At 70.7% G+C, this 24,146-nt stretch carries 24 protein-coding genes; 9 read left to right on the forward strand and 15 right to left on the reverse strand.

Annotated elements, in window-relative coordinates; translation table 11 throughout:
* Nucleotides 1-249 precede the first annotated feature (249 nt).
* From ACZ4Z3_RS28500 to ACZ4Z3_RS28525, 6 genes are read left to right on the forward strand one after another with little or no spacing between them, the layout of a single operon-like run.
* Entirely contained in the window at nucleotides 250-1,224 is a 975-nt protein-coding gene (locus ACZ4Z3_RS28500) for an ABC transporter substrate-binding protein (RefSeq protein ID WP_468503702.1), read from the forward strand.
* 19 nt (nucleotides 1,225-1,243) lie between these two features.
* The gene (locus ACZ4Z3_RS28505; RefSeq protein ID WP_468503703.1) at nucleotides 1,244-2,116 is read left to right on the forward strand and encodes an ABC transporter permease; all 873 of its coding nucleotides are present in this window, start codon (nucleotides 1,244-1,246) and stop codon (nucleotides 2,114-2,116) included.
* Nucleotides 2,117-2,121: 5 nt separating this feature from the next.
* Nucleotides 2,122-2,919 (forward strand): ABC transporter permease, encoded by a 798-nt coding sequence (locus tag ACZ4Z3_RS28510; protein ID WP_468503704.1) that lies wholly within the window; start codon nucleotides 2,122-2,124, stop codon nucleotides 2,917-2,919.
* 14 nt (nucleotides 2,920-2,933) lie between these two features.
* Nucleotides 2,934-3,767 carry an ABC transporter ATP-binding protein gene (locus ACZ4Z3_RS28515; protein ID WP_468503705.1) on the forward strand — a complete coding sequence of 278 codons (834 nt, stop codon included), beginning with the start codon at nucleotides 2,934-2,936 and terminating at the stop codon, nucleotides 3,765-3,767.
* A 45-nt stretch (nucleotides 3,768-3,812) separates the two neighbouring features.
* Nucleotides 3,813-5,513 carry an IclR family transcriptional regulator domain-containing protein gene (locus ACZ4Z3_RS28520; protein ID WP_468503706.1) on the forward strand — a complete coding sequence of 567 codons (1,701 nt, stop codon included), beginning with the start codon at nucleotides 3,813-3,815 and terminating at the stop codon, nucleotides 5,511-5,513.
* 27 nt (nucleotides 5,514-5,540) lie between these two features.
* Nucleotides 5,541-5,666 carry a hypothetical protein gene (locus ACZ4Z3_RS28525; protein WP_468503707.1) on the forward strand — a complete coding sequence of 42 codons (126 nt, stop codon included), beginning with the start codon at nucleotides 5,541-5,543 and terminating at the stop codon, nucleotides 5,664-5,666.
* A 59-nt stretch (nucleotides 5,667-5,725) separates the two neighbouring features.
* On the opposite strand, the gene ACZ4Z3_RS28530 is transcribed toward ACZ4Z3_RS28525, so the two are convergent.
* The 3 genes from ACZ4Z3_RS28530 to ACZ4Z3_RS28540 all read right to left on the reverse strand — a co-directional run bounded on the left by ACZ4Z3_RS28530 (nucleotide 5,726) and on the right by ACZ4Z3_RS28540 (nucleotide 8,570).
* On the reverse strand, nucleotides 5,726-7,039 hold the full coding sequence (locus tag ACZ4Z3_RS28530) for an RICIN domain-containing protein (RefSeq protein ID WP_468503815.1): 1,314 nt from the start codon (nucleotides 7,037-7,039) through the stop codon (nucleotides 5,726-5,728).
* Between the two features lie 445 nt (nucleotides 7,040-7,484).
* Nucleotides 7,485-7,910: a DUF6003 family protein gene (locus ACZ4Z3_RS28535; RefSeq protein ID WP_468503708.1), complete on the reverse strand. Its 426-nt coding sequence runs from the start codon at nucleotides 7,908-7,910 to the stop codon at nucleotides 7,485-7,487.
* Between the two features lie 126 nt (nucleotides 7,911-8,036).
* Nucleotides 8,037-8,570 carry an SMI1/KNR4 family protein gene (locus tag ACZ4Z3_RS28540; protein WP_468503709.1) on the reverse strand — a complete coding sequence of 178 codons (534 nt, stop codon included), beginning with the start codon at nucleotides 8,568-8,570 and terminating at the stop codon, nucleotides 8,037-8,039.
* Between the two features lie 137 nt (nucleotides 8,571-8,707).
* On the opposite strand from ACZ4Z3_RS28540, the gene ACZ4Z3_RS28545 reads away from it, so the two are divergent.
* The gene (locus ACZ4Z3_RS28545; RefSeq protein ID WP_468503710.1) at nucleotides 8,708-8,878 is read left to right on the forward strand and encodes a DUF5670 family protein; all 171 of its coding nucleotides are present in this window, start codon (nucleotides 8,708-8,710) and stop codon (nucleotides 8,876-8,878) included.
* A 115-nt stretch (nucleotides 8,879-8,993) separates the two neighbouring features.
* Here the strand turns inward: ACZ4Z3_RS28545 and ACZ4Z3_RS28550 are convergent, their stop codons facing one another.
* The 3 genes from ACZ4Z3_RS28550 to ACZ4Z3_RS28560 all read right to left on the reverse strand — a co-directional run bounded on the left by ACZ4Z3_RS28550 (nucleotide 8,994) and on the right by ACZ4Z3_RS28560 (nucleotide 12,430).
* Complete coding sequence (locus ACZ4Z3_RS28550; RefSeq protein ID WP_055522082.1) at nucleotides 8,994-9,197, reverse strand: cold-shock protein; 204 nt, start codon at nucleotides 9,195-9,197, stop codon at nucleotides 8,994-8,996.
* Nucleotides 9,198-9,374: 177 nt separating this feature from the next.
* On the reverse strand, nucleotides 9,375-10,775 hold the full coding sequence (locus ACZ4Z3_RS28555) for a glycoside hydrolase family 43 protein (protein WP_468503711.1): 1,401 nt from the start codon (nucleotides 10,773-10,775) through the stop codon (nucleotides 9,375-9,377).
* On the reverse strand, nucleotides 10,772-12,430 hold the full coding sequence (locus ACZ4Z3_RS28560) for a glycoside hydrolase family 27 protein (RefSeq protein ID WP_468503712.1): 1,659 nt from the start codon (nucleotides 12,428-12,430) through the stop codon (nucleotides 10,772-10,774). Before ACZ4Z3_RS28560 ends, ACZ4Z3_RS28555 begins: the two co-directional genes overlap by 4 nt.
* A gap of 309 nt (nucleotides 12,431-12,739) precedes the next feature.
* On the opposite strand from ACZ4Z3_RS28560, the gene ACZ4Z3_RS28565 reads away from it, so the two are divergent.
* Both ACZ4Z3_RS28565 and ACZ4Z3_RS28570 read left to right on the forward strand, forming a co-directional pair.
* On the forward strand, nucleotides 12,740-13,801 hold the full coding sequence (locus ACZ4Z3_RS28565; RefSeq protein WP_468503713.1) for a right-handed parallel beta-helix repeat-containing protein: 1,062 nt from the start codon (nucleotides 12,740-12,742) through the stop codon (nucleotides 13,799-13,801).
* Between the two features lie 58 nt (nucleotides 13,802-13,859).
* Complete coding sequence (locus ACZ4Z3_RS28570) at nucleotides 13,860-14,888, forward strand: methyltransferase (RefSeq protein ID WP_468503714.1); 1,029 nt, start codon at nucleotides 13,860-13,862, stop codon at nucleotides 14,886-14,888.
* A 94-nt stretch (nucleotides 14,889-14,982) separates the two neighbouring features.
* On the opposite strand, the gene ACZ4Z3_RS28575 is transcribed toward ACZ4Z3_RS28570, so the two are convergent.
* From ACZ4Z3_RS28575 to ACZ4Z3_RS28615, 9 genes are all read right to left on the reverse strand, one after another.
* Nucleotides 14,983-15,315, reverse strand: coding sequence for a TcmI family type II polyketide cyclase (locus ACZ4Z3_RS28575; protein WP_468503715.1), 333 nt, complete (start codon nucleotides 15,313-15,315; stop codon nucleotides 14,983-14,985).
* 19 nt (nucleotides 15,316-15,334) lie between these two features.
* Entirely contained in the window at nucleotides 15,335-15,814 is a 480-nt protein-coding gene (locus ACZ4Z3_RS28580) for an SRPBCC family protein (RefSeq protein ID WP_107465655.1), read from the reverse strand.
* A 1-nt stretch (nucleotide 15,815) separates the two neighbouring features.
* The gene (locus ACZ4Z3_RS28585; RefSeq protein WP_468503716.1) at nucleotides 15,816-16,073 is read right to left on the reverse strand and encodes an acyl carrier protein; all 258 of its coding nucleotides are present in this window, start codon (nucleotides 16,071-16,073) and stop codon (nucleotides 15,816-15,818) included.
* A 41-nt stretch (nucleotides 16,074-16,114) separates the two neighbouring features.
* Nucleotides 16,115-17,368, reverse strand: coding sequence for a ketosynthase chain-length factor (locus ACZ4Z3_RS28590; RefSeq protein WP_468503717.1), 1,254 nt, complete (start codon nucleotides 17,366-17,368; stop codon nucleotides 16,115-16,117).
* Nucleotides 17,368-18,633: a beta-ketoacyl-[acyl-carrier-protein] synthase family protein gene (locus tag ACZ4Z3_RS28595; protein WP_468503718.1), complete on the reverse strand. Its 1,266-nt coding sequence runs from the start codon at nucleotides 18,631-18,633 to the stop codon at nucleotides 17,368-17,370. Before ACZ4Z3_RS28595 ends, ACZ4Z3_RS28590 begins: the two co-directional genes overlap by 1 nt.
* Nucleotides 18,630-19,082, reverse strand: a complete 453-nt coding sequence (locus ACZ4Z3_RS28600; RefSeq protein WP_391335606.1) for a cupin domain-containing protein — start codon at nucleotides 19,080-19,082, stop codon at nucleotides 18,630-18,632. Before ACZ4Z3_RS28600 ends, ACZ4Z3_RS28595 begins: the two co-directional genes overlap by 4 nt.
* Before the next feature lie 69 nt (nucleotides 19,083-19,151).
* Nucleotides 19,152-20,309, reverse strand: coding sequence for a SchA/CurD-like domain-containing protein (locus ACZ4Z3_RS28605; RefSeq protein WP_468503719.1), 1,158 nt, complete (start codon nucleotides 20,307-20,309; stop codon nucleotides 19,152-19,154).
* A 278-nt stretch (nucleotides 20,310-20,587) separates the two neighbouring features.
* A complete protein-coding gene (locus ACZ4Z3_RS28610; RefSeq protein ID WP_468503720.1) occupies nucleotides 20,588-22,243 on the reverse strand; it encodes an FAD-dependent oxidoreductase in 1,656 nt (551 codons plus the stop codon).
* 169 nt (nucleotides 22,244-22,412) lie between these two features.
* The gene (locus ACZ4Z3_RS28615) at nucleotides 22,413-24,125 is read right to left on the reverse strand and encodes an IlvD/Edd family dehydratase (RefSeq protein ID WP_468503721.1); all 1,713 of its coding nucleotides are present in this window, start codon (nucleotides 24,123-24,125) and stop codon (nucleotides 22,413-22,415) included.
* Between the last annotated feature and the right edge of the window lie 21 nt (nucleotides 24,126-24,146).

The following is a 24,146-nucleotide window of genomic DNA, read 5'->3' on the forward strand; positions in this document are numbered from 1 at the left end:
ACCATTCCTGGGGGGGACAACTGCGCCGCGATCGTACAGCAGTCGCAATATGGCGGGATGTGCCGGCCGCCGTCCGTGCGCGGGCCGAGCCGCGGGATCAGACCGACTTCAGCCAGGCGCGACTTCCGGACAACGAGGATTCGCGGGCGCGCCACACCTTGACCCCGTCCGGGCAGGGCCCTAGCGTCCCGCTTGCTTGTTCGGCCCACGAAACATTGTGCGTAGCGCGCACATATCAGGAGGAGCCGTATGCGAAGGCGTGTTCTCGGTTGTGCCATAGCCGTGGTGACGGTCGCGGCGGCGGCCGGTTGTGGATCCTCCTCGTCGTCGGGCGGCGGTTCGCCGTCCTCGGACGGGAAGACCACACAGGTCACCGTCGGCATCATCCCGATCGTCGATGTGGCCCCGCTGTACCTGGGACAGGAGAAGGGCTTCTTCGACAAGCGCGGCATCGAGCTGAAGATGGAACTCGCCCAGGGCGGCGCCGCGATCGTCCCCGGTGTGGTCAGCGGTCAGTTCCAGTTCGGCTTCAGCAACGTCACCTCCCTGATGATCGCCCAGACCAAGGGAGTGCCGATCAAGTCGGTGGTCAACGGGGCCGCCTCCACCGGCGACACGGGCAACGACATCAGCGGGGTCGCCGTCAAGAAGAACAGCCCCATCAAGTCCGCCAAGGAGCTGGCCGGCAAGAAGGTGGCGGTCAACACCCTGCAGAACATCGGCGACACCACGGTCCGTGAAGTGGTGCGCCAGGACGGCGGCGACCCCTCGAAGGTCACGTTCGTGGAGATGCCGTTCGACCAGATGCCGGCCGCCCTGGACGGCGGGCAGGTCGACGCCGCGTGGATGGGTGAGCCCGCGCTGACCATCGCCAAGGGCCAGGGCGCCCGCGTCGTGGCCTCGCCGTTCGCCGAGACCGACCCGAAGCTCACCATCGCCACCTACTTCACCTCCGTCAAACTCCTCAAGGACAACCCCGACCTGGTGAAGAAGTTCACCGAGGCCATGACCGAGTCGCTGGAGTACGCCTCCGAACACCCCGACGAGGCACGTCGGACACTCACCACCTACACCAAGATCGACGGTGCGGTGCTGAAGGACCTGACGCTGCCGACCTGGCCCGCGGAGTACGACATGGCCTCCCTGGAGAAGCTGGCCTCGCTCGGCGAGGAGGACGGCATCTTCGGCGGCAAGAAGCCGGACCTGGACGCCCTGTTCTCATGACCGGGCACGGAACCGCCTCATGACCGAATCCGGGAGCACTCCTGTGCTGACGAAGACGCTCACCGGCGTGGGGACCGACAAGGGGCCCGGCGGGCCGGGCGGCGGCCGATCCCGGCGCCCACCGGCCGGACTCGTCACCCCGCTGCGGGGACTGGCCGGCCTGACCGGGCTGGTGGCGCTGCTCGAAGTGCTGCCGCGCACCCCTGTCGTCTCCGCCGACTACCTCCCACCCGCGTCGAAGACGGCCGAGGCCCTGGGGCAGCTGCTCGCCGAGGACGCGTTCTGGACCGCGCTGGGTGACACCCTGACCGGATGGGGCCTCGGCCTGGCCATCGCCGTCGTGGCGGGGGTGGTGGCCGGAGTCGTGATCGGTTCCGTGCCCGTGCTACGGGCGGTCACCGCCTCCACGATCGAGTTCCTGCGACCGATCCCGTCCGTGGCCCTGATCCCGGTGGCGGTCCTGCTCTACGGCACCGACCTGAGGTCGAAACTCCTGCTCGTGGTGTACGCCGCGTTCTGGCAGGTCCTCGTCCAGGTGCTGGCCGGCATGCAGGACGTCGACCCGGTGGCCGACGACACCGCCCGCAGCTACCGGTTGGGCACCTGGGGACGGGTGCGGTACGTCATGTGGCCCACGGCGCTGCCGTATGTGATGACCGGCGTGCGGCTGGCCGCCACCGTGGCCCTCGTCCTCACCATCACCGCCGAACTCGTCATCGGCGCACCGGGGTTGGGCAACCAGATCGCCGTGGCGCAGAACTCCGGAGCCGTGCCCCGGGTCTACGCCCTGGTCCTCGTCACCGGAGTGCTGGGCGTCACGATCAACCTGATGGCGCGGGCGGTGGAGCGGCGCGCGCTGCACTGGCACCAGTCCGTCCGCAGGGAGGGATGAGCCCCATGACCCGGACGACGTCAACCGTCCTCACCCTCGTCCGGCGTGCGCTGCTGGCCCTGGGTCTGCCCGCGGTCCTGTTCGCCGTGTGGTGGTTCGCCACCGCCGGGAGCACCGACTTCTACGTCCCCCCGCTCTCCACCGTCCTCGGCAGGTTCGGGGAGGTCTGGACGGGTGAGCGGCTCCTGACCGACGTCGTACCGAGCCTCGCGCGGCTGGCCGTGGGCTATCTCCTCGCCGCCGTCGCCGGGGTGGGGCTCGGCCTGGTGATCGGCACGAGCCGCGTCGTACGCGACGTCCTGGAGCCCGTCCTGGAACTCTTCCGGGCCATACCGCCACCGGTGCTCGTGCCCGTCATCATGCTGTTCGCGGGGATCGGCGACACCATGAAGGTGATCGTCATCGTCAGCGGCTGCATCTGGCCGATCCTGCTCAACACCGTCGAAGGGGTGCGCGCCGTCGACGAGGTGCTGAGCGACACCTGCCGCTCCTACGGCATCACCGGACCGTCCCGGCTGTGGCACCTGACGCTGCGCTCGGCCAGCCCCCAGATCGTCACCGGCATGCGGCAGGCGCTGTCCATCGCGATCATCCTCATGGTCATCAGCGAGATGTTCGCCGCCAGCAACGGGCTCGGCTTCACCATCGTGCAGTTCCAGCGTTCCTTCGCCATCCCCGAGATGTGGAGCGGCGTACTGCTGCTCGGACTGCTCGGCTTCGCCCTGTCGCTGCTCTTCCGGTTCGCCGAGAACCGGGTCCTGGCCTGGTACCACGGCCTGCGCCGCGCGCAGCGCAACCCCTGACAAGGAGACGAGCGATGCTCGACGTACGCGACCTGCAGAAGATCTACACCGGACGGCACCGCAACGTCGAGGCCCTGCGGAACCTGACCTTTCACATCGGCGCCGGCGAACTCGTCTGCCTGGTGGGCCCGTCGGGCTGCGGCAAGACCACCCTGCTGAAGTGCATGGCGGGACTGCTGGCCCCGACCGGCGGCGAGGTGCGCCTGGACGGCAGCCCGGTCACCGGGCCCCCGCCCGGCATGGCGGTGGTCTTCCAGGAGTACGGCCGCTCCCTGTTCGCCTGGATGAACGTCCGCGACAACGTCGCCCTGCCCCTGCGCCGCAAGAAGCTCGGCAAGGCCCGCGAGAGGGAACTCGTGGACCACGCCCTGGAGGTGGTCGGGCTGGCCGACGCCCACCGGGCCCACCCCTGGCAGCTCTCGGGAGGAATGCAGCAGCGCGTCGCCATCGCCCGCGCCGTCGCCTTCGAACCGAAGGTGCTGCTCATGGACGAGCCGTTCGCCGCCGTCGACGCACAGACCCGCGCCGAACTGGAGGACCTCATCCGGCGGTTGTGGCGCGAACTGGGCGTCACCGTCCTGTTCGTCACCCACGACATCGACGAGGCCGTCTACCTCGGCCAGCGCACCCTCATCCTGTCCACGTCACCGACCGTCGTGCAGGAGGACCTGACCATCGACCTCCCCGACGAGCGCGACCAGTTGCACACCCGCTCCAGCACCCGCTTCGCCGAACTGCGCGCGCACGTCTACGAGCAGATCCAGCGCGCCAAACACCACAACGGCGACCTGGAGGCACCGCCCGCCGACCGCGGCGACGACCTCGCACCGCAGACCACGAAATCGTGACGCGGCATCAGGGAACCGCACCACAGGGACAACCGCGGAGGCGCCATGACATCGACACACGAGGCGCCGCCTACCGACTCCGCGCTGTCGCCCGTGTCGCCCGCGCCACCTGAGCCTCCCGAGGAAGCCGTCACCCCCCTCATGCGCGGGATCGCCGTACTGCGCGGACTCACCGATGTCGGAGGGGCGGCGACCCTCAGCGATCTGGGTCGGGCCACGGGGTTGGCCCGCTCCACCGTCGACCGGGTCGCCGCGACCCTCGCCCGCATGGGATACGTCCGCCTCGACGGCAGCAACGCCGCCCTGGCTCCCCGTCTGATGGAGCTGGGCAACGCGTATCTGGCCGCGCTGCGCCTCCCCGACCTGCTGAGCGGGCACGCCGACGCCCTCGCCGACGCGCTGGACGAGTCGGTCTCCCTCGCGGTGGCGGACGGTGACGGCATCCGGTTCATCCACCAGGCGATCCGTCGGCGCGCCCTGTCCCTGAGCTTCCGCATCGGCGACCTGCTGCCCGCGGAACGCACGGCACCGGGCCCCCTGCTGGCAACGGAGTGGAGTGCCCAGGACTGGGCTCGCTGGCGGGAGCGACAGCTGGCCGACCCCGAGGACCTCGGCTTCCCCGCCATCCCCCGGCGCGCCCACGATGCCGCCACCGCGGACTTCCCGCGACGGGTGGAAGAGGCGCGGCTGCGGGGCTGGGCCCTGGACGACCAGCTGATCGAGCCGGGCCTGGTGGCCCTGTCCGTCCCCGTGCGCATGCCGGACAGCCGGATCGCCTGCGTGGCGAGTGCCGTGAGCCACACCAGCAGACACGGCGTGGACTCGTTGCGCGCTTCCCTCCTGCCCAGACTCCGCGACGCGGTCGCCGCCATGGAGCGGGAACTGGCCGTCGCGCCACCGCCCGAAAGGACGAGCGGGCCGACCGGCCTCGCCGCCTGGACGATCGCCTCCAAACAGGAACTGGGCGGGGAGTTCATCACGTCACTGGCCCGCGGCCTGACCGCGATCACCGCGTTCGGCGAGGGCCGCGCCGAACTGACGCTCTCCGAGGTCGCCGAGCGCACCGGATTGCCGCGGGCCACAGCGCGCCGGGCCTTGATCACCCTCCAGCACCTCGGCCATGTCACCGTCGAGGGGCGGTCGTTCCGGCTCGCGCCACGGGTCCTGTCCCTGGGGTTTCCCCCGCTGTCCAAGGCCACACTCACCCACATCGCCCGCCCCCATCTCACCGCTCTGACCGGGAGGGTGAAGAACTCCACGTCCCTGGCCGAGCTCACCGACGACCACGTCCAGTGCGCGGTCTCGGTGACCGCGGGCCGCATCATGGACGTCGACATCGCGGCGGGCTCCCGCGTACCCGCCTACGCGACATCCGCCGGCCGGGTCCTCGTGGCGAGTCTGCCGGGCGAGAGGCGCGCCGCCTGGCTCGCCCACGTACGGCTGGAGGCGTTGACCAAGCGCACCGTCACCAGGCCCACCGATTTGGAGGCGATACTCGAACGGGTCCGGGACGACGGGTACGCGCTGGTCGACGACGAACTGGAAGAAGGTCTCCGCTCCATCGCCGTCCCGGTGCGTGACCGCGCCGGGGTGGTCGTCGCGGCGGTCAACGTCCACATGCACAGCGGGCGTGGCACGGCCGCCGAGTGCGCCACGGACATCGTGCCGGAGCTGCGCGCCACGGCCGACTCGCTGGAGGCCGATCTGCACGTGACCGGTAGGTTCGTGCACGTTCCCGTCTCCTGAGAGACCTCGGCGGGGGGCGTTGTTGTCATGAGTGGAGTCGAACCGGTGCCGCTGGACCTGCGCCTCACCGCTCTCACACCCCACGGCCCGGCCGCCCTCTGGGGCAGCCTCGCCGCCGCGACGCTCCTGTCCACCGCCGCCGTCGCCCGCTGAGAAGGACCGGTCTCCTCGCCGCGTTGCGGCCGGTCGAGCGGCGGCAGGGACAGGAACCGTCAGTTCTCCTGGCGCCAGCGCTGGTTCGCGCCGCCCGAGCAGCTCCACAGCTGGATCTTCGTCCCGTTGGCCGTGCCCTGGCCGGCCGCGTCGAGGCAGAGGCCGGACTGCGCCGCGGTGATCGTGCCGTCGGCGCCGACGGTCCACTGCTGGTCCGCCTGGCCGTTGCAGTCCCAGATCGCCACGGGGGTGCCGTTGCCCGCGGACTGGCCGACCCCCAGGCACTTGTTGCCGTAGACGACCAGCTGCTTGCTCGCGGTGTGCGTCCAGCGCTGGTTGGAGCCGCCGTTGCAGTCCCACAGCTGTGCCTGCGTGCCGTTGGTGGTGGTGGAGTTGTTGATGTCGAGGCAGCGGCCCGACTGCTGGCCGACGATCTTCTGGCTCTCGGAGGGCTGCGGGGGTGGCGTGTTCGAGCCGAATTGGGTGAAGAACTGCCACACCGCGCCCGATGTCCAGGTGCGCCAGCCGCTCCCGGTGGACCCCTCCAGCGGGCCGGGGTCGTGCCCGCCGTCGAACGCGGCCCAGACGACGGGGTAGCCGGACCTGCATCCGGAGTACGTGGTGATGATGTGCCGGAGGCTTCCGGACGCCGGCTCGGGCGGGTTCTGCCGGGTGCAGCCGTTGTTCCGGACGAAGGTGTCGCGCAGTTCCCGTCCGAGGGAGATGGGCAGCACGTTGTCCCTGAGTCCGTGCAGACCCATGTAGGCGATGGGCTGGGTGCCGCCGTTGCATCCGCTGAGGTTCGCGCCGGAGTAGACCGCGACCGCCCGGAAGACCGTCGCCCGCGAGCAGGCGATGGCGTACGACATGCCGCCGCCGTAGCTGAAGCCCGCGGCGAACAGCTGGGCGGTGTCGACGCACAGGCCCGCCTGGAGCTGGTTGACCATGGCGTCGACGAAGGCCAGGTCCTGGCCTCCGGGGTTGGCCCAGCCGTTGCCGTTGCCCTGGGGGGCGACGAAGATCGTGCCGTTGTTCGCGGTGTCCGCCAGGCGCCGCAGACCGTAGTAGGACCAGTTGTAACCGTCCGTTCCGCCCGAGTCGACGTCGTTGGCCGTACCGCCCCGCCAGTGGAACCCGAAGACCAGCCGGTAGGGGCGGTTGCTGTCATAGCCGGCCGGGACCCGCAGGATGTAGCTGCGGGTCTGGCCGCCGCTCTGGATCGTGCGGGTGCCGCTGCTCAGCGCCGGGGGCTTGCCGCACCCGGCGCTGCCCGCGGCCGCGGCCTTCGTGGCCGAGGGGGGCGCGCCGGGGGTGCTGCCCAAGGAGCTTCCCGCGGTCGTCAGGACGAGGATCAGCGCGGCCACGAGGGACATCAGGAGCGGTTGGCGTCTCATGTTCTCCTTCTTCCGTGCTCGATGGGTGGAAGGGGAGTGCCGGTGAAAAGGGGGTGCCGGTGTTCGGACAGCGGTGATGGTCCACGCGTTGGTGGTGCTGGGGGGCGCCGTCCACATCACCGTGGCCGCGCCGACGGTGGTGCTGCCACCGCCGTCGAGAGCGGTGCGCGCGCCGGAGGACCGCCCCTCATGAGGGGCCAGAACGCCCCGAGATCATCCACTGGGAACCCTCAGGCATCCCATGTCGATAGTGATTCCACACACCACTGTGACTGTCAATAGCCACGCCAACCCCGGCTGGAACCACATCCGTCCCATGTCTGGGGCGAGTTGACAACAACGGGGGCAGGGCGACAACCGCGTACGGTGACTGCCCTGCCCCGGTGACCGCACGGCGGCCGTAAGTGGCTCGGATCGAACGCGATCAGCCGTCCGCCGCGGCGGTCACCGTGGCGGGGTCCACCCCGGTCAGTTCGGCGATGCGGTGCGGCGGCACGCCGGCGGCCAGTGCGCGCCCGATAAGGCCGTCCCTGCCGTCCGCGCAGTCCCGGTAGGAGAGCAGCTCCTCCTCGATCCGGGCGAGCGGCTCCGGCACCAACTGGTGGCGGAGCCGGCTCGTCTCCTCGTCGCTCAGCGGGACGGGCAGCCGTTCCGCTCCCTCGGGGATCGCCGCCGTCTCCTCCGGCGGCAGCAGCCGCACGCGCGGTGAGGTGCGCGTGATTCCGTGGGCGTCCAGCCATCCGTGTACGGCGGGGGTTTCCATGCAGGCGAGATCACCGACGGCGGCGGGGGCCACTCCCAGCGACGAGGACATGTCGTCCAGCAGGAACAGGTAGGCGTCGTCGGTCATCCTCGTTCTCCTTCACATCGGTGTGAGACGGCGATTGGATGACGTCCCATTACCCCGTCGGTTCGGAATTAGGGCCTGTCGTTTGGATCATGTCCGGGTCGCGGGGGTGCGTGGCCCGGAGGACGCTCAGCGGCAGAGCTCCATGATGGTGTCGCCGAACGTAGGGAACTCCCGGGTGGCCAGTTCGACCACGGCGGAGGCCGACCGGCGCGGGCCCGGCGCGAAGCGTTCGGCGACGGCCGTCAGATCGCGGTCGGGGTGCGCGATCCAGTCAGGTGCGTAGGAGGTGGCGGCCTCCCAGGGGCCGAAGCCGTCGGCCAGGAGCCACAGAAAGTCGCCCAGGTCGCGCGCCACGACTCCCGTCTCGCCCTCGGACCCCAGGAAGACGACGGGCTGGTCGGTGAGCGGCCGGCTCGGGCGGACGAGCCAGAACGCCGCGTACCCTCCCGAGCCGTCCTGACCGAAGACGCGGAATTCGGCGCCGTCGAGTTCGTCGTTTCCGGTCCACGCCTGGAACCATTCGGTGGTGTCCTCGGCGGACAGGAACTCCTCGAAGGGCTCGAAGTCGACTCCGTCACCGCCCTCGTAGTCGAACGGCACGGCCAGCGCGGCGGCGAGCGCGGCGGGGAACTGTCGATCATCAGCAAGCGTCACTCGCACAGGCTAGCGAGACTGCGATCCCCGCCCGCGCTCGGGCAGCCCGTCAGAGTGCCCCCGTCCGAGGGCAAAAAACCTGCAGGTCTCGAGGGTGTGGAGCGCCGACGGCCGGGCAAACGGCGGGGCGGAGGTGGAAAGAAATGGTTCCTTTGTTGCTCGTTCTGCTGCTGGCTCTGATCCTTTTCGGCGCCGGTTTCGCCCTGAAGGCCCTGTGGTGGATCGCCGTCATCGTGCTGGTGGTCTGGCTGCTCGGCTTCGTCGCCCGCTCCACGGGCCCCAGTGGTCAGCGGGGCCGCTGGTACCGCTGGTAGGCGGCGCCACGCACCGGGCACGCGCAGGTGAGGCCGACGCACCGAGCGGCGGCCTGGGCTGGGAGCGGGGCGGCTGCGGGTCGGCAGCCGCCTCGCTCCGCGCTCCTGGGTCCGGTCAGCCTCGGACGATGTTCTGGGCCTGGGGGCCCTTCTGGCCCTGGCCGATGTCGAAGGTGACGTGCTCACCTTCGGTCAGCTCGCGGTAGCCGGAGCCCTTGATCTCGGAGTAGTGGGCGAAGACGTCGGGGCCCCCGCCGTCCTGCTCGATGAAACCGAAGCCCTTCTCCGAGTTGAACCACTTGACGGTGCCGCTTGCCATACTGTTCGATCCTTCGTTCATGCCCGGGAACAGCCCTTCATCCGGGCATGCTCCGGCTCGGTACAGTCACACGAGCCACAGCTTTTCTACCCCGTTACACCCGGCTCACCCGACCGGCGACACAGCCGTTCCTCGCCGAAGTTCGAGCGGACGCGGCGCCCGGGCGACGCTGATGGTCTAACGCGGTGCGGTCAGGGCGGTGGCCGCCGTGAACTGCCACCAGTTGATGTTGAGCAGATAGCCGCTCCCTCCGGTGAAGCGCAGGTAGAGGTCCTGGGTGCCGGTGGCGCCGCTCACCGGACAGTTGACCGTCGTCCATGTCTGCCAGCCCCCGGTGCCCGGCACACCGCACCGGCCGACGACCGTCCCGTTCGGGGAGCCCAGGCGCAGTTCCACGGTGCCGCCGCTGCTGCCGGAGGCCACCCGCGCGGCGAACGAGGACGCGCCCGGCCCGAAGGCCACTCCTTTGACCTTGAGGTGGTCGCCGTTCTCGATCCAGCCGACGTTCATGCCGCCTTCCGCGGCCGGTTCGGTCTCGATCCCGGAACCCCAGGCGATCGTCTCGGCCTCCTGGCGCACATACGGATTGAGCGTGCCTACCTGAGGGGCCCCGGTGTTCGTCATGGTGATCGTCGGGATCGTGCCGTCGGCGTTGTAGGAGAACCTCTCCACCGCGACCGAGCGGGTGTAGCCGCCCCCGCCGGGCAGCGCGCCGTTGTGGTAGAAGAAGTACGAATTTCCCTTGAAGTCGACGATGCCCGGATGGTTGGTGAAGCTGCTGCCCTGAGTGGGCATGACGGTCCCCCGGTAGGTCCAGGGGCCGGTCGGGCCGGGCGCCGTGGAGTAGGCGATGAACTCCGAGCAGCACTTGGCGGCGAACACCATGTAGTACAGCCCGTTCCGCTTGTAGACCCAGGGGCCCTCCTCGTACAGGGTGGGCCGGTTGGGGTCGCCGGTGCGGGTGCCGAACCCGGCGGTGGTGAGCGGGATCCGGGTGGGGCTGCCCGAGTAGGAGGTCATGTCGGCGTTCAGCTTGACGTACCACAGGTTCGGGTTGCCCCAGTACAGGTACGCCTGGCCGTTGTCGTCGATGAAGACGCTCGGGTCGATCTCGCCGTTCTCCACCAGCGGACGGCCGAGGGCGTCCCGGAACGGGCCGGTGGGGCTGTCCGCGACGGCCACGCCGATGGCCATCCGGCCGGTCGCCCGGTTCTTCACCGGCACGTACCAGTAGAACCGGCCGCCCCGCTGCACGGCCTGTCCCGCCCACGCGTCGGCGGACGCCCAGCTGAACGTGGCGAGGCTGAGCGGAGAGCCGTGGTCGGTCCAGTTGACCATGTCGGCCGAGGACCAGACCCGCCAGTCCTTCATGGTGAAGTAGGTGGACCCGTCCTCGTCGTGCCCGGTGTAGAGGTAGACCCGTCCGTCGTGGACCAGGGGGGCCGGGTCGGCGGTGTAGACGTGCTGCACGATGGGGTTGTCGGCCCTGGCCGCCGAGGGCTGCACCGTGGCGGGGACAAGGGCGAACGCCAGCACGAGGCCCGTGATCCAGGCGACCGACCGCGCGATGTCCCTCATGTGCGGCTCCACTTCTGGCCGGACTGTCCGTTGCAGCTCCACAGGACCGCCGCCGTGCCGTTGGCGGTGCCGGACCCGTTGACATCGAGGCACAGCCCGGAACGGACGTTGCGGATCGATCCGTCGGCCTGTGCGGTCCACTTCTGGTTGTCCTGACCGTTGCAGGTCCAGATGATGACGCGGGTGCCGTTGGTGGTCCCCTGGTTGTAGGCGTCCAGGCACTTGTCGCCGAAGACGCGGATCTCGCCGCCGGCCCAGGTGGTCCACAGCTGGTTGGCGGCGGTGTGGCAGTCCCAGATCAACGCCGCGGTCCCCGCCGCGGTGGAGGCGCGATCCACGTCCAGGCAGCGGCCGGACCCGGTGCCGCGCAGGCGGGCGGTGGTGGCGGCCAGTGCGCTGCCGCCGCTGACCCGGAACACGGCGACGCCGTGGGCTGGCACGCTCGCGGAGACCTGACCGGTGGTGCTGGACGTGGCACCGGTCCACAGGTCGGTGAGGGTGAACGGCCCGCCCGTGAGGCCGACCTGGGCGGCGGTGGTGGTGACGGTCGCGGCGCTGCCGCCCCGGTTGAACAGACCTACGGCGACGGAGCCGTCGGCGAGGGGTTTGGCGAACACCTCGGTGCTGCCGTCGTCACGGACGCGGCGACCGCCGGCGCCGAGCCGGTCCTGGTTGACCGCGAGGAGACGGGGGTTGCGCAGGATCGCGCTGACGTCGGCGGACATGGTGCGGATGTCGTTGCCGGCCATCAGCGGGGCGGCCATCAGCGCCCACAGGGCGAAGTGGGAGCGCGACTCGGTCAGCGACAGGCCGGGACGCCCGACGACCAGCATGTCCGGGTCGTTCCAGTGGCCCGGGCCGGACTGCGCGGCCAGGGGCGCGGTGACGTCCAGGACGTTGCCGACACCCATCGGGTAGCTGTTGGTGTTGTTGTTCTGCCAGATGTCGAGCAGGTCCTCCGTGGTCCGCCACAGATCCGCCACCTCACCCCAGTTGTACGTGGAGCCGGTGATCGCGTGGAAGCTGTTGGGGTTGATGCTGTAGACGATCGGGCGCCCGGTGGCCCGCAGCGCGTCGCGCATGACGCTGAACCGCGCGACCTGCTCGTCACGGGTACCGCTGGAGGAGCACCAGTCGTACTTGAGATAGTCGACGCCCCATGAGGCGAACACGCGGGCGTCCTGCGCCTCGTGCCCCCTGCTGCCCGTCGACCCCGGATAGGCACCGGTGGTCTGCGCGCACGTCTTCTCTCCCGGCACCTGGTAGATGCCGAACTTCAGTCCCTTGCTGTGGATGTAGTCGCCGAGCGCCTTCATTCCGCTGGGGAACTTGGTCGGGTTGGCCCGCAGGTTGCCCGCTCCGTCGCGCTGCGGGTCGAACCAGCAGTCGTCCACCACCACGTACTGGTAGCCCGCGTCCTTCATCCCCGAGGACACCATCGCGTCCGCGGCCTGACGCACCTGCGCCTCGGTGATCCCGCATCCGAAGCTGTTCCAACTGTTCCACCCCAGGGGTGGAGTGAGCGCCGGGCTGCCCGGCGCAGCGGCGGGCGCGGCGGTGGCGGTGGAGTGGACGGAGGTCGTCACTGATGCGGCGACCGTCAGTGCGGCGGCGGCCAGGACATGGAGCAGTCGCCTGCCTGATCGTGTGGGCACCGGGGCTCCTTTCGGGGAGAGCGCGGTGGGGAACCCATCCCTCATGTCACGCCCATGACATGTCGACTCAGGGATGGATACGAAATTTCGAACCGGATTCGGAAAGTCTGGGCGTGACGGATCCTAGAGAGACGCGTGAACATGTCAACACCATCGGGACGTGAACCCGTCGACCGGGCACCACAACTTCCCGAATGTTTCGACGCGAGGACCGCATCGTGCGCCGAGCGCCCCTCCGACCTTGAGGTGACACGCCACCGGATGGTCTATCCGGCCTGTTCGCCGACCCCGCCAAATAACGTGCTAAATATGAAGAAATCCACTTTCGCCTCCCTGGTGTGCACGGCAGCGGTCATCGGCACAGGACTCGGGGCCGCCCCGTCGGTCGCCGCCCATCACAAGATCCACGTGGTCTTCCCCGGGAAGTCGATCCAGAAAGCGGTGGACGCCGCGAGGCCGGGAGACACCGTTCTCCTGGCCTCCGGCACGTACCACGAGAGCGTCACGGTGACCACGCCGCGGATCACCCTGCGCGGCATGGACCGCGGCGCCGTCGTCAAGCCGGCCAGGAAGAAGGCCGGCGACAGCTGCGCCAAGAGCGGCAACGGCATCTGTGTGACCGGGACGAAGAAGCGCAGCGTCGACGGCGTCACCCTCGCCTCCCTCACCGTGACCGGCTTCACCGGCAGCGGTGTGGTCGCCACATCGACCGACCGGCTGACCGTGCGCCGGGTGACCGCGACGAAGAACGGGGTCTGGGGCATCGCCCTGGAGCGTTCCGTGCGCAGTGTGCTCCGCGGGAACACCGCCCGCGGCAACGGCGACGCCGGCCTGTTCCTCGCAAACACCATCAAGGCCGAAGAAGGCGCCCAGAACACGCGGGGAGCGGTGGTCGAACGCAACCGCCTGTCGGAGAACCGGATCGGCATCACCGTCCGGCGCCTGCGGAACCTCACCGTCGCCGACAACCACCTCACCGGCAACTGCGCGGGCGTGTTCGTCGTCGGCGACGAGAACAAGCCGAGGGCCGGCGCGCTGACCGTACGGGACAACCTCGTCGCGCAGAACAACAAGTCCTGCCCCAAGACCGCGCGGCTGGACGCGCTGCAGGGCTCCGGCATCGTCCTGACCGGCACCGAGGACACCCTGGTGACGGGGAACCGGGTCATGGACCACGCCGGCACCTCCCCCCTGTCCGGCGGCATCGTCCTCTGGAAGAGCTTCGTGGGCACCCCCAGCGAGCGGAACCGGATCACCGACAACTTGGTGCAGGGCAACGCGCCCGCGGACCTCATCAACACCGACACCGGCAAGGGCAACACCTTCGAACGCAACTCCTGCCGGGCTTCCAGGCCCGCGGGGCTGTGCTGACCGGCGCCACGAGCGCTCAGGGACGGTCACTCATGAATTCGAGGAAGGGAAGCGGCGCATGACGACCGCACAGACTGCACCACCGCCGGCCATGCGGCTCCGGGAGCTGGTGTTCGGGGCCGCGTGCGCCGCCGCCATCCGAGCGGCCGCGCGGCTCGGGGTCGCCGACGCCCTCGGTGACGACCCGATGCCGGTGACGGACCTCGCCGCCGCCGTCAAGGCCGAACCGAAGCCACTGCGCCGGCTGTTGCGGGCGCTGACCTGCTACGGCATCTTCGCCGAGCAACCGGACGGGGCCTTCGCCCACACCGACATGTCCCGGCAGCTGCGCGAGGACGCCCCGGACAGCCTGCACTTCATCGCGCTGTGGTGCACCGAACCCTGGACCTGGGACGCCTGGCCCAGGCTGGACGAGGCGGTGCGCTCCGGTCGGAACGTCGTCGAGGACCTGTACGGGAAGGAGTTCTTCGACTACCTCAACAACGACGCGCCGGAATCGGCCGATGTCTTCAACCGCGCCATGACGACCTCCAGCGCGCAGTCCGCGCGGGACGTCGCGCAGTTCCTCGACCTGTCGGGAAGTTCGACCGTGGCCGACATCGGCGGCGGCCAGGGGCACGTGGTGGCGAGCCTGCTGGAGAAGCACCCGTCGCTGACCGGCATCCTGCTCGACCTGCCGCGCGTCGTGGAGAACGCCGACCCGCGGCTGCGGCCGGGCGGCGCGCTCGCGGACCGGATGCGTATCGTCCCCGGTGACTGCCGTGCGGCCGTCCCGGCCCACGCCGATGTGTACATCATCAAGAACATCCTGGAGTGGGACGAGGACAGCACCCGCCGGACCCTGCGCAACGTCATCGAGGCGGGCGGCCCCGGAGCACGGGTCATCGTCATCGAGAACCTCGTCGACGACACCCCCTCCATGCGGTTCAGCACCGCCATGGACCTGCTGCTCCTCCTCAACGTCGGAGGGGCCAAGCACACCACCGAGAGCATGGTCGCCAGGCTCACCGACGCGGGCCTCGTCATCGGCGACATCCGCCCCGTCAACCCCTACCTGCACGCGTTCGACTGCACCGTCCCCGGGTGACCGCCTCCCCCGGCGGAGCCTGCGGGCAGCCGGTCGCCGGGCACACGAGTGTCGTGTGCCCGGCGACCCGGCGCCGCGCCTCGGTCCCACCGGCTCAGGAGGAGGTCTCCCGCTCCCAGCGGTAGAAGCAGTGCGCCATCGCGTCCTTCGGTGAACGCCAGGTCGCCGGGTCGTACGCGGTGACGTACGCCGACAGCCGTTCGCTGACGTCCTGGAACAGGGGGTGCCCGGCCGCCTTGGCGATGGCGGGGCCGGGGTCCCGCTCGGACTCGATGAGGTGCAGATACACATCACCGAACTGGAAGAGGCTGCGGCGGGCGACCCCCACCAGGTGGGGCAGTTCCCCCCGGTCCGACTCCCCGAACACGTCGGCGATGTCGGGGGCCGACCCCGGGGCCATCCGGGCGACGATCAGAGTCTGGTGCATCGTGCTGTCCTCCGTCGGATCAGTCGGACAGCGTCGGCACGAGCCGGCGTTCCTTGGCGGCCTGCTCGATACGCTCCCGGATCAGGGCCATCTGGACCTTGGAGTTCCGGTTGATGTTGTCCGTCATCCAGGCGTCGTCGACCGGTGCGTCCGGCTTCATCTCGAAGTCCTGGGTCCACACCATGCGGGTGCCGGCGGGGACTTCCTCGTACTGCCACAGGATGTTCATGTGGGCGAAGGGGCCGGTCTCGATGCGGCGGGCCCGCACGCTGAGGGTGTCGCGGTCGGTCTCCCGCTCCGAGACCCAGGTCCACACGGTGCCGTTCTCGTCGGGGTGCATGGTCAGCCGGAACGTGGTCCGGTTCCCCTCCCGCGAGATGATGTCGGCGGAGGCGTACTCGCTGAACAACTGCGGCCAGTTCTCGACGTCGTTGGTCATGTCCCAGACCAGGTCGACCGGTGCGCCGATGGTGATCTCGTTCTGCGTGTGTCCGGCCATGTCAGGCTCCCGCGGGAAGTGCGCTGTTGACGGCGTCGAGGAACTGTCGGGGGCTCTTGCTCTTCTCCGAGTCCGGGGGCATCGGCGTGCCGTAGCGCTTCTCCAGCTCGCCCACGATGCCGAGCAACCCGAGCGAGTCGATGCCGAAGGTGTCGAAGCTGTCGTCGGAACGCTCCCGGAGTTCCTCGGGGGCCACGGTGATGCCGGCGGCCTTCTTCATCAGCTCGGCCAGCTCTTCCGGGGTGATGTTGTCACTCATGCGGTTTCACTCCTTGCTCCGTGATGTGTGCTGACGAGGCCTCAGTGGGAGGCGTCGGAGGCGCCGAGCCGTAGCACCAGCGCCGAGTTCGACCCCATGAGTCCACGGCTGAGGACCAGCGCCGTGCGCAGTTCGCTGGCGCGGGCGTGGGTCGTCACGAGGTCGAGGTCGTGGCAGACGTCGTGGACGTTGGGGGTGGGTGGGATCACGCCGTGCTCCATCGCGAGCACCGCCGCGGCGACGTCCAGGACGGGCGCCGCGCAGTATCCCCGGCCGATCGCGGTCTTCGGTGCCGTCACCGGGACCCGTCGGCCGTGGGCGCCCAGCGCGTCCGCGATCGCCAGCGCCTCGGCGCGGTCCGCCTCCGGTACGCCGAGGGCGTCGGCGAAGACCACGTCGATCTCCTCGGGCGCGCAGGCGGCCTCCTCCAGGGCGCCCCTGATGGCCTGCGCCAGTCCCTCGCGGGACTGCTGCCAGCGGGAGGCGCCGGTGAACGTCGCCGCGTGTCCCGCCAGCGTCGCCCGTGCCGGCGCTCCCCGGTCCCGGGCCGAGGTCTCGGCCTCCACGACGAGCATCGCGCCTCCCTCGGCGGGCACGAACCCGCAGGCCGCCGAGGTGAACGGGCGGTAGGCGCACTCCGGGACGTCCTCCGTGCTCAGCTCCTCGTAGCCGAGCTGGCAGACCACCGAGTAGGGGGCAAGCGGCGCCTCGGTCGCCCCGGCCACCAGGACGTCCGTGCCGCGTCGTACGGCCCGCGCCGCGTGCGCCAGCGCGTCCAGACCGCCGGCCTCGTCGGCGGCGACCACTCCGCAGGGGCCCTTGAAGCCCCGGCGGATGGAGATCTGGCCGGTGCTCGCGGCGTAGAACCAGGCGATGGACTGGTACGGGCCCACGTAGCGGCTGCCCTTGTCCCACAGCTGTTGCAGTTCCCGCTGGCCGAACTCGCCGCCGCCGGAACCGGCCGCGGTGACCACGCCCACGGAGAACGGCGAGCCGTCGGTGTCGGACCGGCTGAGGCCGGCCTCGTCGATCGCCAGGTCGGCCGCGGCCATGGCGAAGTGGGTGAAGCGGTCGGTCTGGACGAGGTAGCGCTCCTCGACCGCCGAGGGCGGATCGAAGTCCCGGATCTCACCGGCCACGCGCAGCGGCAGGTGCTCGCACCCTTCGCGGGTGACCCGGTCCAGCACGCTGATGCCTTCCCTGGTGGCCTTCCAGAAGGTCTCGGTGCTGGTTCCGTTGGGCGCCACCACGCCGATCCCGGTGACGACGGCGCGCCGGGTGTGCGGTTCGCTCATCACGTCTTTCCCTTCGGCCGGGTGAGGACCACCGCGGACTGGAAGCCGCCGAAGCCGCTGCCCACGGAGAGGACGCTGTTCAGCCGCCGCTCCCGGGCCACGCGCGGGACGTAGTCCAGGTCGCACTCGGGGTCCGGCGTCTCGTAGTTCGCGGTGGGCGGGACGACCTGGTGGGCCAGGGCCAGCACACAGGCGACGACCTCGATCGCCCCGATCGCGCCGAGGGAGTGGCCCACCATGGACTTGATGGAACTCATGGGCGTGGCGTAGGCGTGGGCGCCCAGGACCCGTTTGACCGCGGCCGTCTCGTGCCGGTCGTTCTGCTGGGTTCCCGACCCGTGGGCGTTGACGTAGTCGATGGCCGTGCCGTCGAGCCGGGCATGGTCGAGGGCGTCCTCGATGGCGCGGGCCATCTCCAGGCCCTCGGTGGTCAGGCCGGTCATGTGGTAGGCGTTGCCGAAGGTGGCGTAACCGCTGAGCTCGCAGTACACGCGCGCGCCGCGCGCCCGGGCGTGTTCCAGCTCCTCCAGGACGAGTACCGCTCCGCCCTCGCCCATGACGAACCCGTTGCGGTCGGCGTCGAAGGGCCGGGAGGCGTGCGCGGGATCGTCGTTGTTCGGGGAGGTGGCCTTGATCGCGTCGAAGCAGGCCATCGTGATGGGGGAGATCGGGGAGTCGGAGGCGCCGGCGATGCACACGTCGGCCCTGCCCTCCTCGATCGTGTGGAAGGCGTACCCGACGGCGTCGAGCCCCGAGGTGCAGCCGGTGGAGACGGTCTGCACCGGCCCGCGCGCCTCGAACCGCTCCGCCACCGTCGAGGCGAGGGTGCTGGGCGAGAACGCCCGGTGCAGATGCGGACCGGCCTCCCGGTGGTCCACGTCCCAGCGCTGCCCGCCATGGCTGACCAGCACGTAGTCGTGCTCCAGCCGGGTGGTTCCGCCGACGGCGGTGCCCAGGGAGACGCCGACGCGCCAGGGGTTCTCGGCGGCGAGGTCGAGGCCGGAGTCCCGTACCGCCTCCTCCCCCGCGACCAACGCGAACTGGATGTACCGGTCGCAGCGCGCGACGTCCTCCGCCGCCAACCCGTGGGCCGACGGGTCGAAGTCGCACTCGGCTGCGATCCGCGAACGCAGCCCGGACGGGTCGAAGAACGTGATGCCCCGTGTCGCCGTGCGACCGTTCGCGAGGAGATCCCAGAACGCCGGTATGCCGATCCCGCCGGGGGCGACGACGCCGATGCCGGTGACCGCGACGCGCCTGGTCATGAGCCGACTCGACTTCGCTCGGCGATCCGGTGCCCGCCCTCGTGGGCCGCGACCGGCGCGGCGTCGGTCTCCTCGGTGTCGACGTGGCCGAGCGGCGGGCTGGGGGCCAGCGGGCCGAGGTGGAAGACCAGGCGGGCCTCCACGTTGCCGACGTTGCGGAAGCGGTGCCGGACGTGGGCGGGGATCATCAGCCCCTGCTCGGGCAGCAGCGGATGGGGTTCACCGTCCAGGTCGACCTCCAGCTGCCCGCAGACGACGTAGACGAACTCCTCGGAGTACGGGTGGTAGTGCTCGGCGATGCGGTCGCCGGGCTGCACGATGGCCACACCCATGAAACCGCTGGTGGAGCCGACTGTGGTGGGGGTGAGCATGGCGCGTAGGTCGCCACCGCGCCTGGTGTTGGGCTCGATCTCACTGAGATCCACGATCGCGGGATGGCTGTTCGTCACGGCGTTCCTCCGAACTGGTGCTGTGGAAAGACGAGGGAGTGGCTGTCACGGCCCGGGAGGGGACGGCGGTCAGGCGCCGGGGGCGCGGCGGTCGGTCACGAGGCGCATGCGGGCGGCCGTCGCCAGGGAGGCGAGGGCTCCCTCTTCGGGGGCGGAACCGTTCGCGCCGAGGGCTCCCTCGTCGAGGAGCGCCGTCAGCTCGGCCGCCTGGCCGCGGTCCGTGAGTCCGAACACGGCTCCGGAAGCGGTGTCGGACCCGGCGCGGACGTCGACCAGCCGCACCACGACGTCGTCGCGGTGGAAGATCGTGCTGCGCAGCACCGGTCCGTGCGCGTCGTCCGCGGCCGCGGCGTCCTGCCGGGCGAGCAGTTCCGCCAGGCGCATGCCGCTGCCCTCGCGGGCGGGGTAGTAGTAGGCGCGCCGTTCGGCGTTCCCGCTCTCCTGGCTCGCCGTCACATGGTGCACGGCGGGCAGCGCGGCGCGGGTGAAGAAGAGGCGGGCGGACTCCGGGTCGTCCAGGTCCCGGTCCTGCTCCAGATAGGGGTTGATGGCCTCCTCGACGGCCCGTACCTCGGGCTGCCGGGCGACGTGCCGCAGCGCGGCGAGCAGGTCGCCCCGGACCTCGATGGCCCGCACGACCCGGTTGCCGTGCATGAACAGGGAGGTGCGGCAGAGCCGGGTGGTGGCGTCGACCTGCGGCTCCGGTGGGTCGTAGTCGGCGAGGATCTTGGCGACGACGTCTTCGCTGCCCGGCTTGACGGTGAAGGTGAGCGCGTGGCGGATCACTCCGTCACCGATGCGGGGTGACGCCTGGAGGCGACGCTGCCCGGACGCGGCCTCGGCCGCCGGGCCGCCGGTCTCCCGGACGATGTGGAAGCGCAGGGACCGGGTGTCGCGGACGCAGCTGTGCAGCGGCTCCACCATCCGTACGTGTTCCTCGCTGTTGACCCAGGTGAGGAAGGGCGGGGCGCTCTCCCACTCGCTCGTGATGAGCCATTGGGAGGGGTTCTCGATGGACTGGCACAGCTGGTCGCTGACATGTCCGGGGACGGACGCGACCTGGTTGCACAGGCCCTCGTACGCCTCCAGGAACTGCTGTTGGGCCCCTTCGTGGACGTCGACCAGCAGGACGACCCGCAGCCGGGAGCCGTCGAACACTGACTGGGAGACGCGCTGCGATGCCGGTGACGCCGGCGGTTCCGAAAGGCGGTCAGATGTGGTGGTCATCCTGCGCACTTCTCCTTCATTGGCGGAGGCGGACGAATGTCGGTTTCTCGATCCTGTGCCCGGCTGGGGAAGCGCGCGACTCGTGTGCTCTGCCCAGGTGACCGCCATCCGCTCGACGCGAAGGGCGGGGACCGCGGACGACGGCGGGCGGCCGTCCGCGCCCATGGGAAAGCCGCTGCGGCCGTCACGCGACGAGGGCGTGACGGCGACAGCGGCCGGCGTTTCCGGAGCAGCCCCAGGGGGGCGGCCGCCTGTGGTGCGGCGTCGTCTCCGGGGGGTCAGAGGGCCAGGACGGTCTCCAGCACCTGGCGCAGGGTCGTCTCGGGGTCCGGGACCCGCTCGGGGGATCGCCACGCCACGAACCCGTCGGGCCGGACGAGGACGGCGCCCGAGGGTGTCGTTCCGTGGGCGGCCGACCAGCTCGCGTCGCCGACGGGTGTCAGCTCGGCGTCGGGTCCGTCGCCCAGCCGGTACGACGTCAGGGGGACGGACGTCGACGCGGCGAGACGGACGGCGGCCTCGTGCCATCCGTTCGGGGCGCCGGCGTCGCTGAGCAGGACGAACGACCGCTCGTAGAGGTCGAGGGTGGAGATCTGTTCACCCCGGTGGCGTACCGGTACGTGGGGTGCCCGACTGCCGGGTTCCCCGGACAGGTCGAGGCGCTCCGGTACGGCCGGTGTGGCGGGGTCGGCGCCGACGACGGCGCCTTGCGGATAGCGGTAGCCGAGGGCCACGTTGAGGATGCCGCTCTGGGGGCCGCCGCCCTGCGCTCCGGGGGGCGGGGCGAAGCCGGGATGGCTGTGCTCGACCGACCGTGCGGCGGCGCGGGCGCTGGTCGCCTCCGCCACCGGGCGGCGCTCCACGTCGTACGTGTCGAGCAGCTCCTCCCCGGCCCAGCCGCCCAGCACCGCGGCCAGCTTCCACGCCAGGTTGTGGGCGTCCTGGATGCCGGTGTTGGAGCCGAAGGCCCCGGTGGGGGACATCTCGTGGGCCGAGTCACCGGCCAGGAAGACATGGCCCGACCGGTAGCGGCGGGCGACCCGTTGGGCGGCGTGCCAGGGAGCCCTGCCGGTGATCTCCACGTCGAGGTCGGCGACGCCGATCGCGCGGCGGATGTGAGCGACGCACCGCTCGTCGGTGAACTCCTCCAGGGTTTCGCCGTGTTCGGGGTGCCAGGGGGCGTGGAAGACCCAGTTCTCCCGGTTGTCCACGGGCAGCAGCGCGCCGTCGGCTTCGGGGCTGGTCAGGTAGCAGACGATGAAGCGCCGGTCACCGACGACGTCGGCGAGCCGGCGGGAGCGGAACGTGATGCTGACGTTGTGGAAGAGGTCCCCGGGACCGCTCTGCTCGATGCCGAGCTGCTCGCGGACGGGGCTGCGCGGGCCGTCGGCGGCGACGAGGTACTGCGCGCGGATGGTGGTGTGCTCGCCCGTCTCGCGGCTCTTGACGACGGCGGTGACGCCGGAGGGTTCGTCGGTGAACGACATCAGCTCGGTGGCGTAGCGCAGGTCGCCGCCGAGGTTCCTCGCGTGGTCGAACAGGACGGGTTCCAGGTCGTTCTGGCTGCACAGGCACCACGCGCTGGGGCTGAATCGGGCGGGGCCGCCGCCCGCGTCGATCTCCTTGAACAGCCACTCCCCCGCGTCGCCGACCAGGGTGGGTGTCTGCAGGATGCCGTGGTTGTCGGCCAGTGTGGCGGCGGCCTCCCGGATCTTCGGCTCGACGCCGGCGGCCCGGAACAGTTCCATCGTGCGGATGTTGTTGCCTCGCCCACGGGGGTGGATGGAGGTGCCGGCGTGGCGCTCCACGAGGATGTGCCGGACCCCCAGCCGGCCCAGGAACAGCGAGGTCGACAGGCCGACGAGGGAACCGCCGACGATGAGGACCGGGACCTGGGGGGTCGTGGGGTCGGTTTGCTCGTCTCGTGGGTTCACCGCTCGCCTCCCGTGCTGCGTGACCGTCGATTCGGCCGCGTGCGGCCGTGCGGTTCATGCATGCCCCGCGGTGCGGAGGCCGCGTCACGCTTCACCCGCTAGGCCGCCCGTTTCGCCGAGTCGCGGACGGGCCGCCCGCGTGGCGTCGGGCGGCGCCGAGGCAGGGCCGTCAGTGGGACTCGCGGCTCACCTCGGATCCGCTGGAACCGGTCAGGAAGTCGAGGTCGGCGCCGGTGTCGGCCTGCGTGACGTGGTCGACGTAGAGGCGTTCCCAGCCGCGGCGGGGGGCGGCGTAACCGTCGACCGTGGCCTTGTCGGGGGTGCGGCGGGCGAGTTCGTCGGCGGGTACGTCGACGTCAATGCGGCGGGCCTCGACGTCGAGGACGATGACGTCGCCCGTGCGGACGAGGGCGAGGGGGCCGCCGGCCGCGGCCTCCGGGGCCACGTGGAGCACGACGGTGCCGTAGGCGGTGCCGCTCATCCGGCCGTCGCAGACGCGGACCATGTCACGGACGCCCTGTTCGAGGAGTTTCCTCGGCAGCGGCATGTTGGAGACCTCGGGCATGCCCGGGTAGCCCTTGGGGCCGCAGCCGCGCAGGACGAGGACGGAGTCGGCGTCCACGTCGAGGTCGGGGTCGTCGATGCGTGCCCGGAAGTCCTCGATGGAGTCGAAGACGACGGCCCGGCCGCGGTGGCGGAGCAGGTGCGGGGAGGCGGCGGCCGGTTTGATCACGGCGCCGTCGGGGGCGAGGTTGCCGCGCAGGACGGCGATGCCGCCCTCGGCGACCAGCGGTTCGGCGCGGGTGCGGATGACTTCGGCGTCGTAGATCGGAGCGTCGTCCAGGTAGGTCACCAGCGGCTCGCCCGTGACGGTCAGCGCGTCGGGGTCGAGCAGGTCGCGGACCTCGCGCAGCACGGCGAGCAGGCCGCCGGCGCGGTGGAGGTCCTCCATCAGGAAGCGGCCCGCCGGCTGGAGGTCCACCAGGACGGGGACGCGTGAGCCGATGCGGTCGAAGTCGTCGAGCGTCAGGTCGATGCCCAGCCGGCCCGCGATCGCGAGGAGGTGGACGACCGCGTTGGTGGAGCCGCCGATGGCGGCGAGGGCCACGATCGCGTTGTGGAAGGACCCCTTGGTCAGGAAGGTCGCGGGCCGCCGGTCGACCGCGACCATGTCCACCGCCAGCCGGCCGGTGTGGTGCGCCGACTTCAGCAGCCGGCTGTCCGGGGCGGGGGTGCCGGCCACACCGGGGATCACCGTGCCCAGCGCCTCGGCGACCAGCGCCATCGTCGACGCCGTACCCATCGTGTTGCAGTGGCCCCGGCTGCGGATCATCGCCGACTCGGAGCGGAGGAACTGCTCCTGGGAGAGCGTGCCCGCGCGGACCTCCTCCGACAGCTGCCACACCCCGGTGCCGCAGCCCAGCAGACTGCCGCGGAAGGTGCCGTTGAGCATCGGGCCGCCCGGCACCACCACCGCGGGCAGGTCCACGGACGCGGCTGCCATGAGCAGGGAGGGGATCGTCTTGTCGCAGCCGCCGAGGAGGACGACGCCGTCGATGGGGTTGGCCCGCAGCATCTCCTCGGTGGCCATGGCCGCCATGTTGCGCCACAGCATGGCGGTGGGCCGCACGTTCGTCTCCCCCAGCGACACCACGGGCAGGTCCAGGGGGATGCCGCCCGCCTCGTACACGCCGTTGCGGACCGAGGCGGCCACCTCGTCGAGGTGGGCGTTGCAGGGGGTGAGGTCGGAGGCGGTGTTGGCGATGGCGATCTGGGGCCGACCGGTGAAGGCGTCGTCCGGTACTCCTCGGCGCATCCAGGCCCGGTGGATGTAGGAGTTGCGGTCCTGCCCCTCGTACCACTGCGCGCTGCGGAGTCTCACGGTCGGGCCCTTTCCATTATT

The sequence above is a fragment of the Streptomyces sp. NPDC030296 genome, from assembly GCF_055572815.1.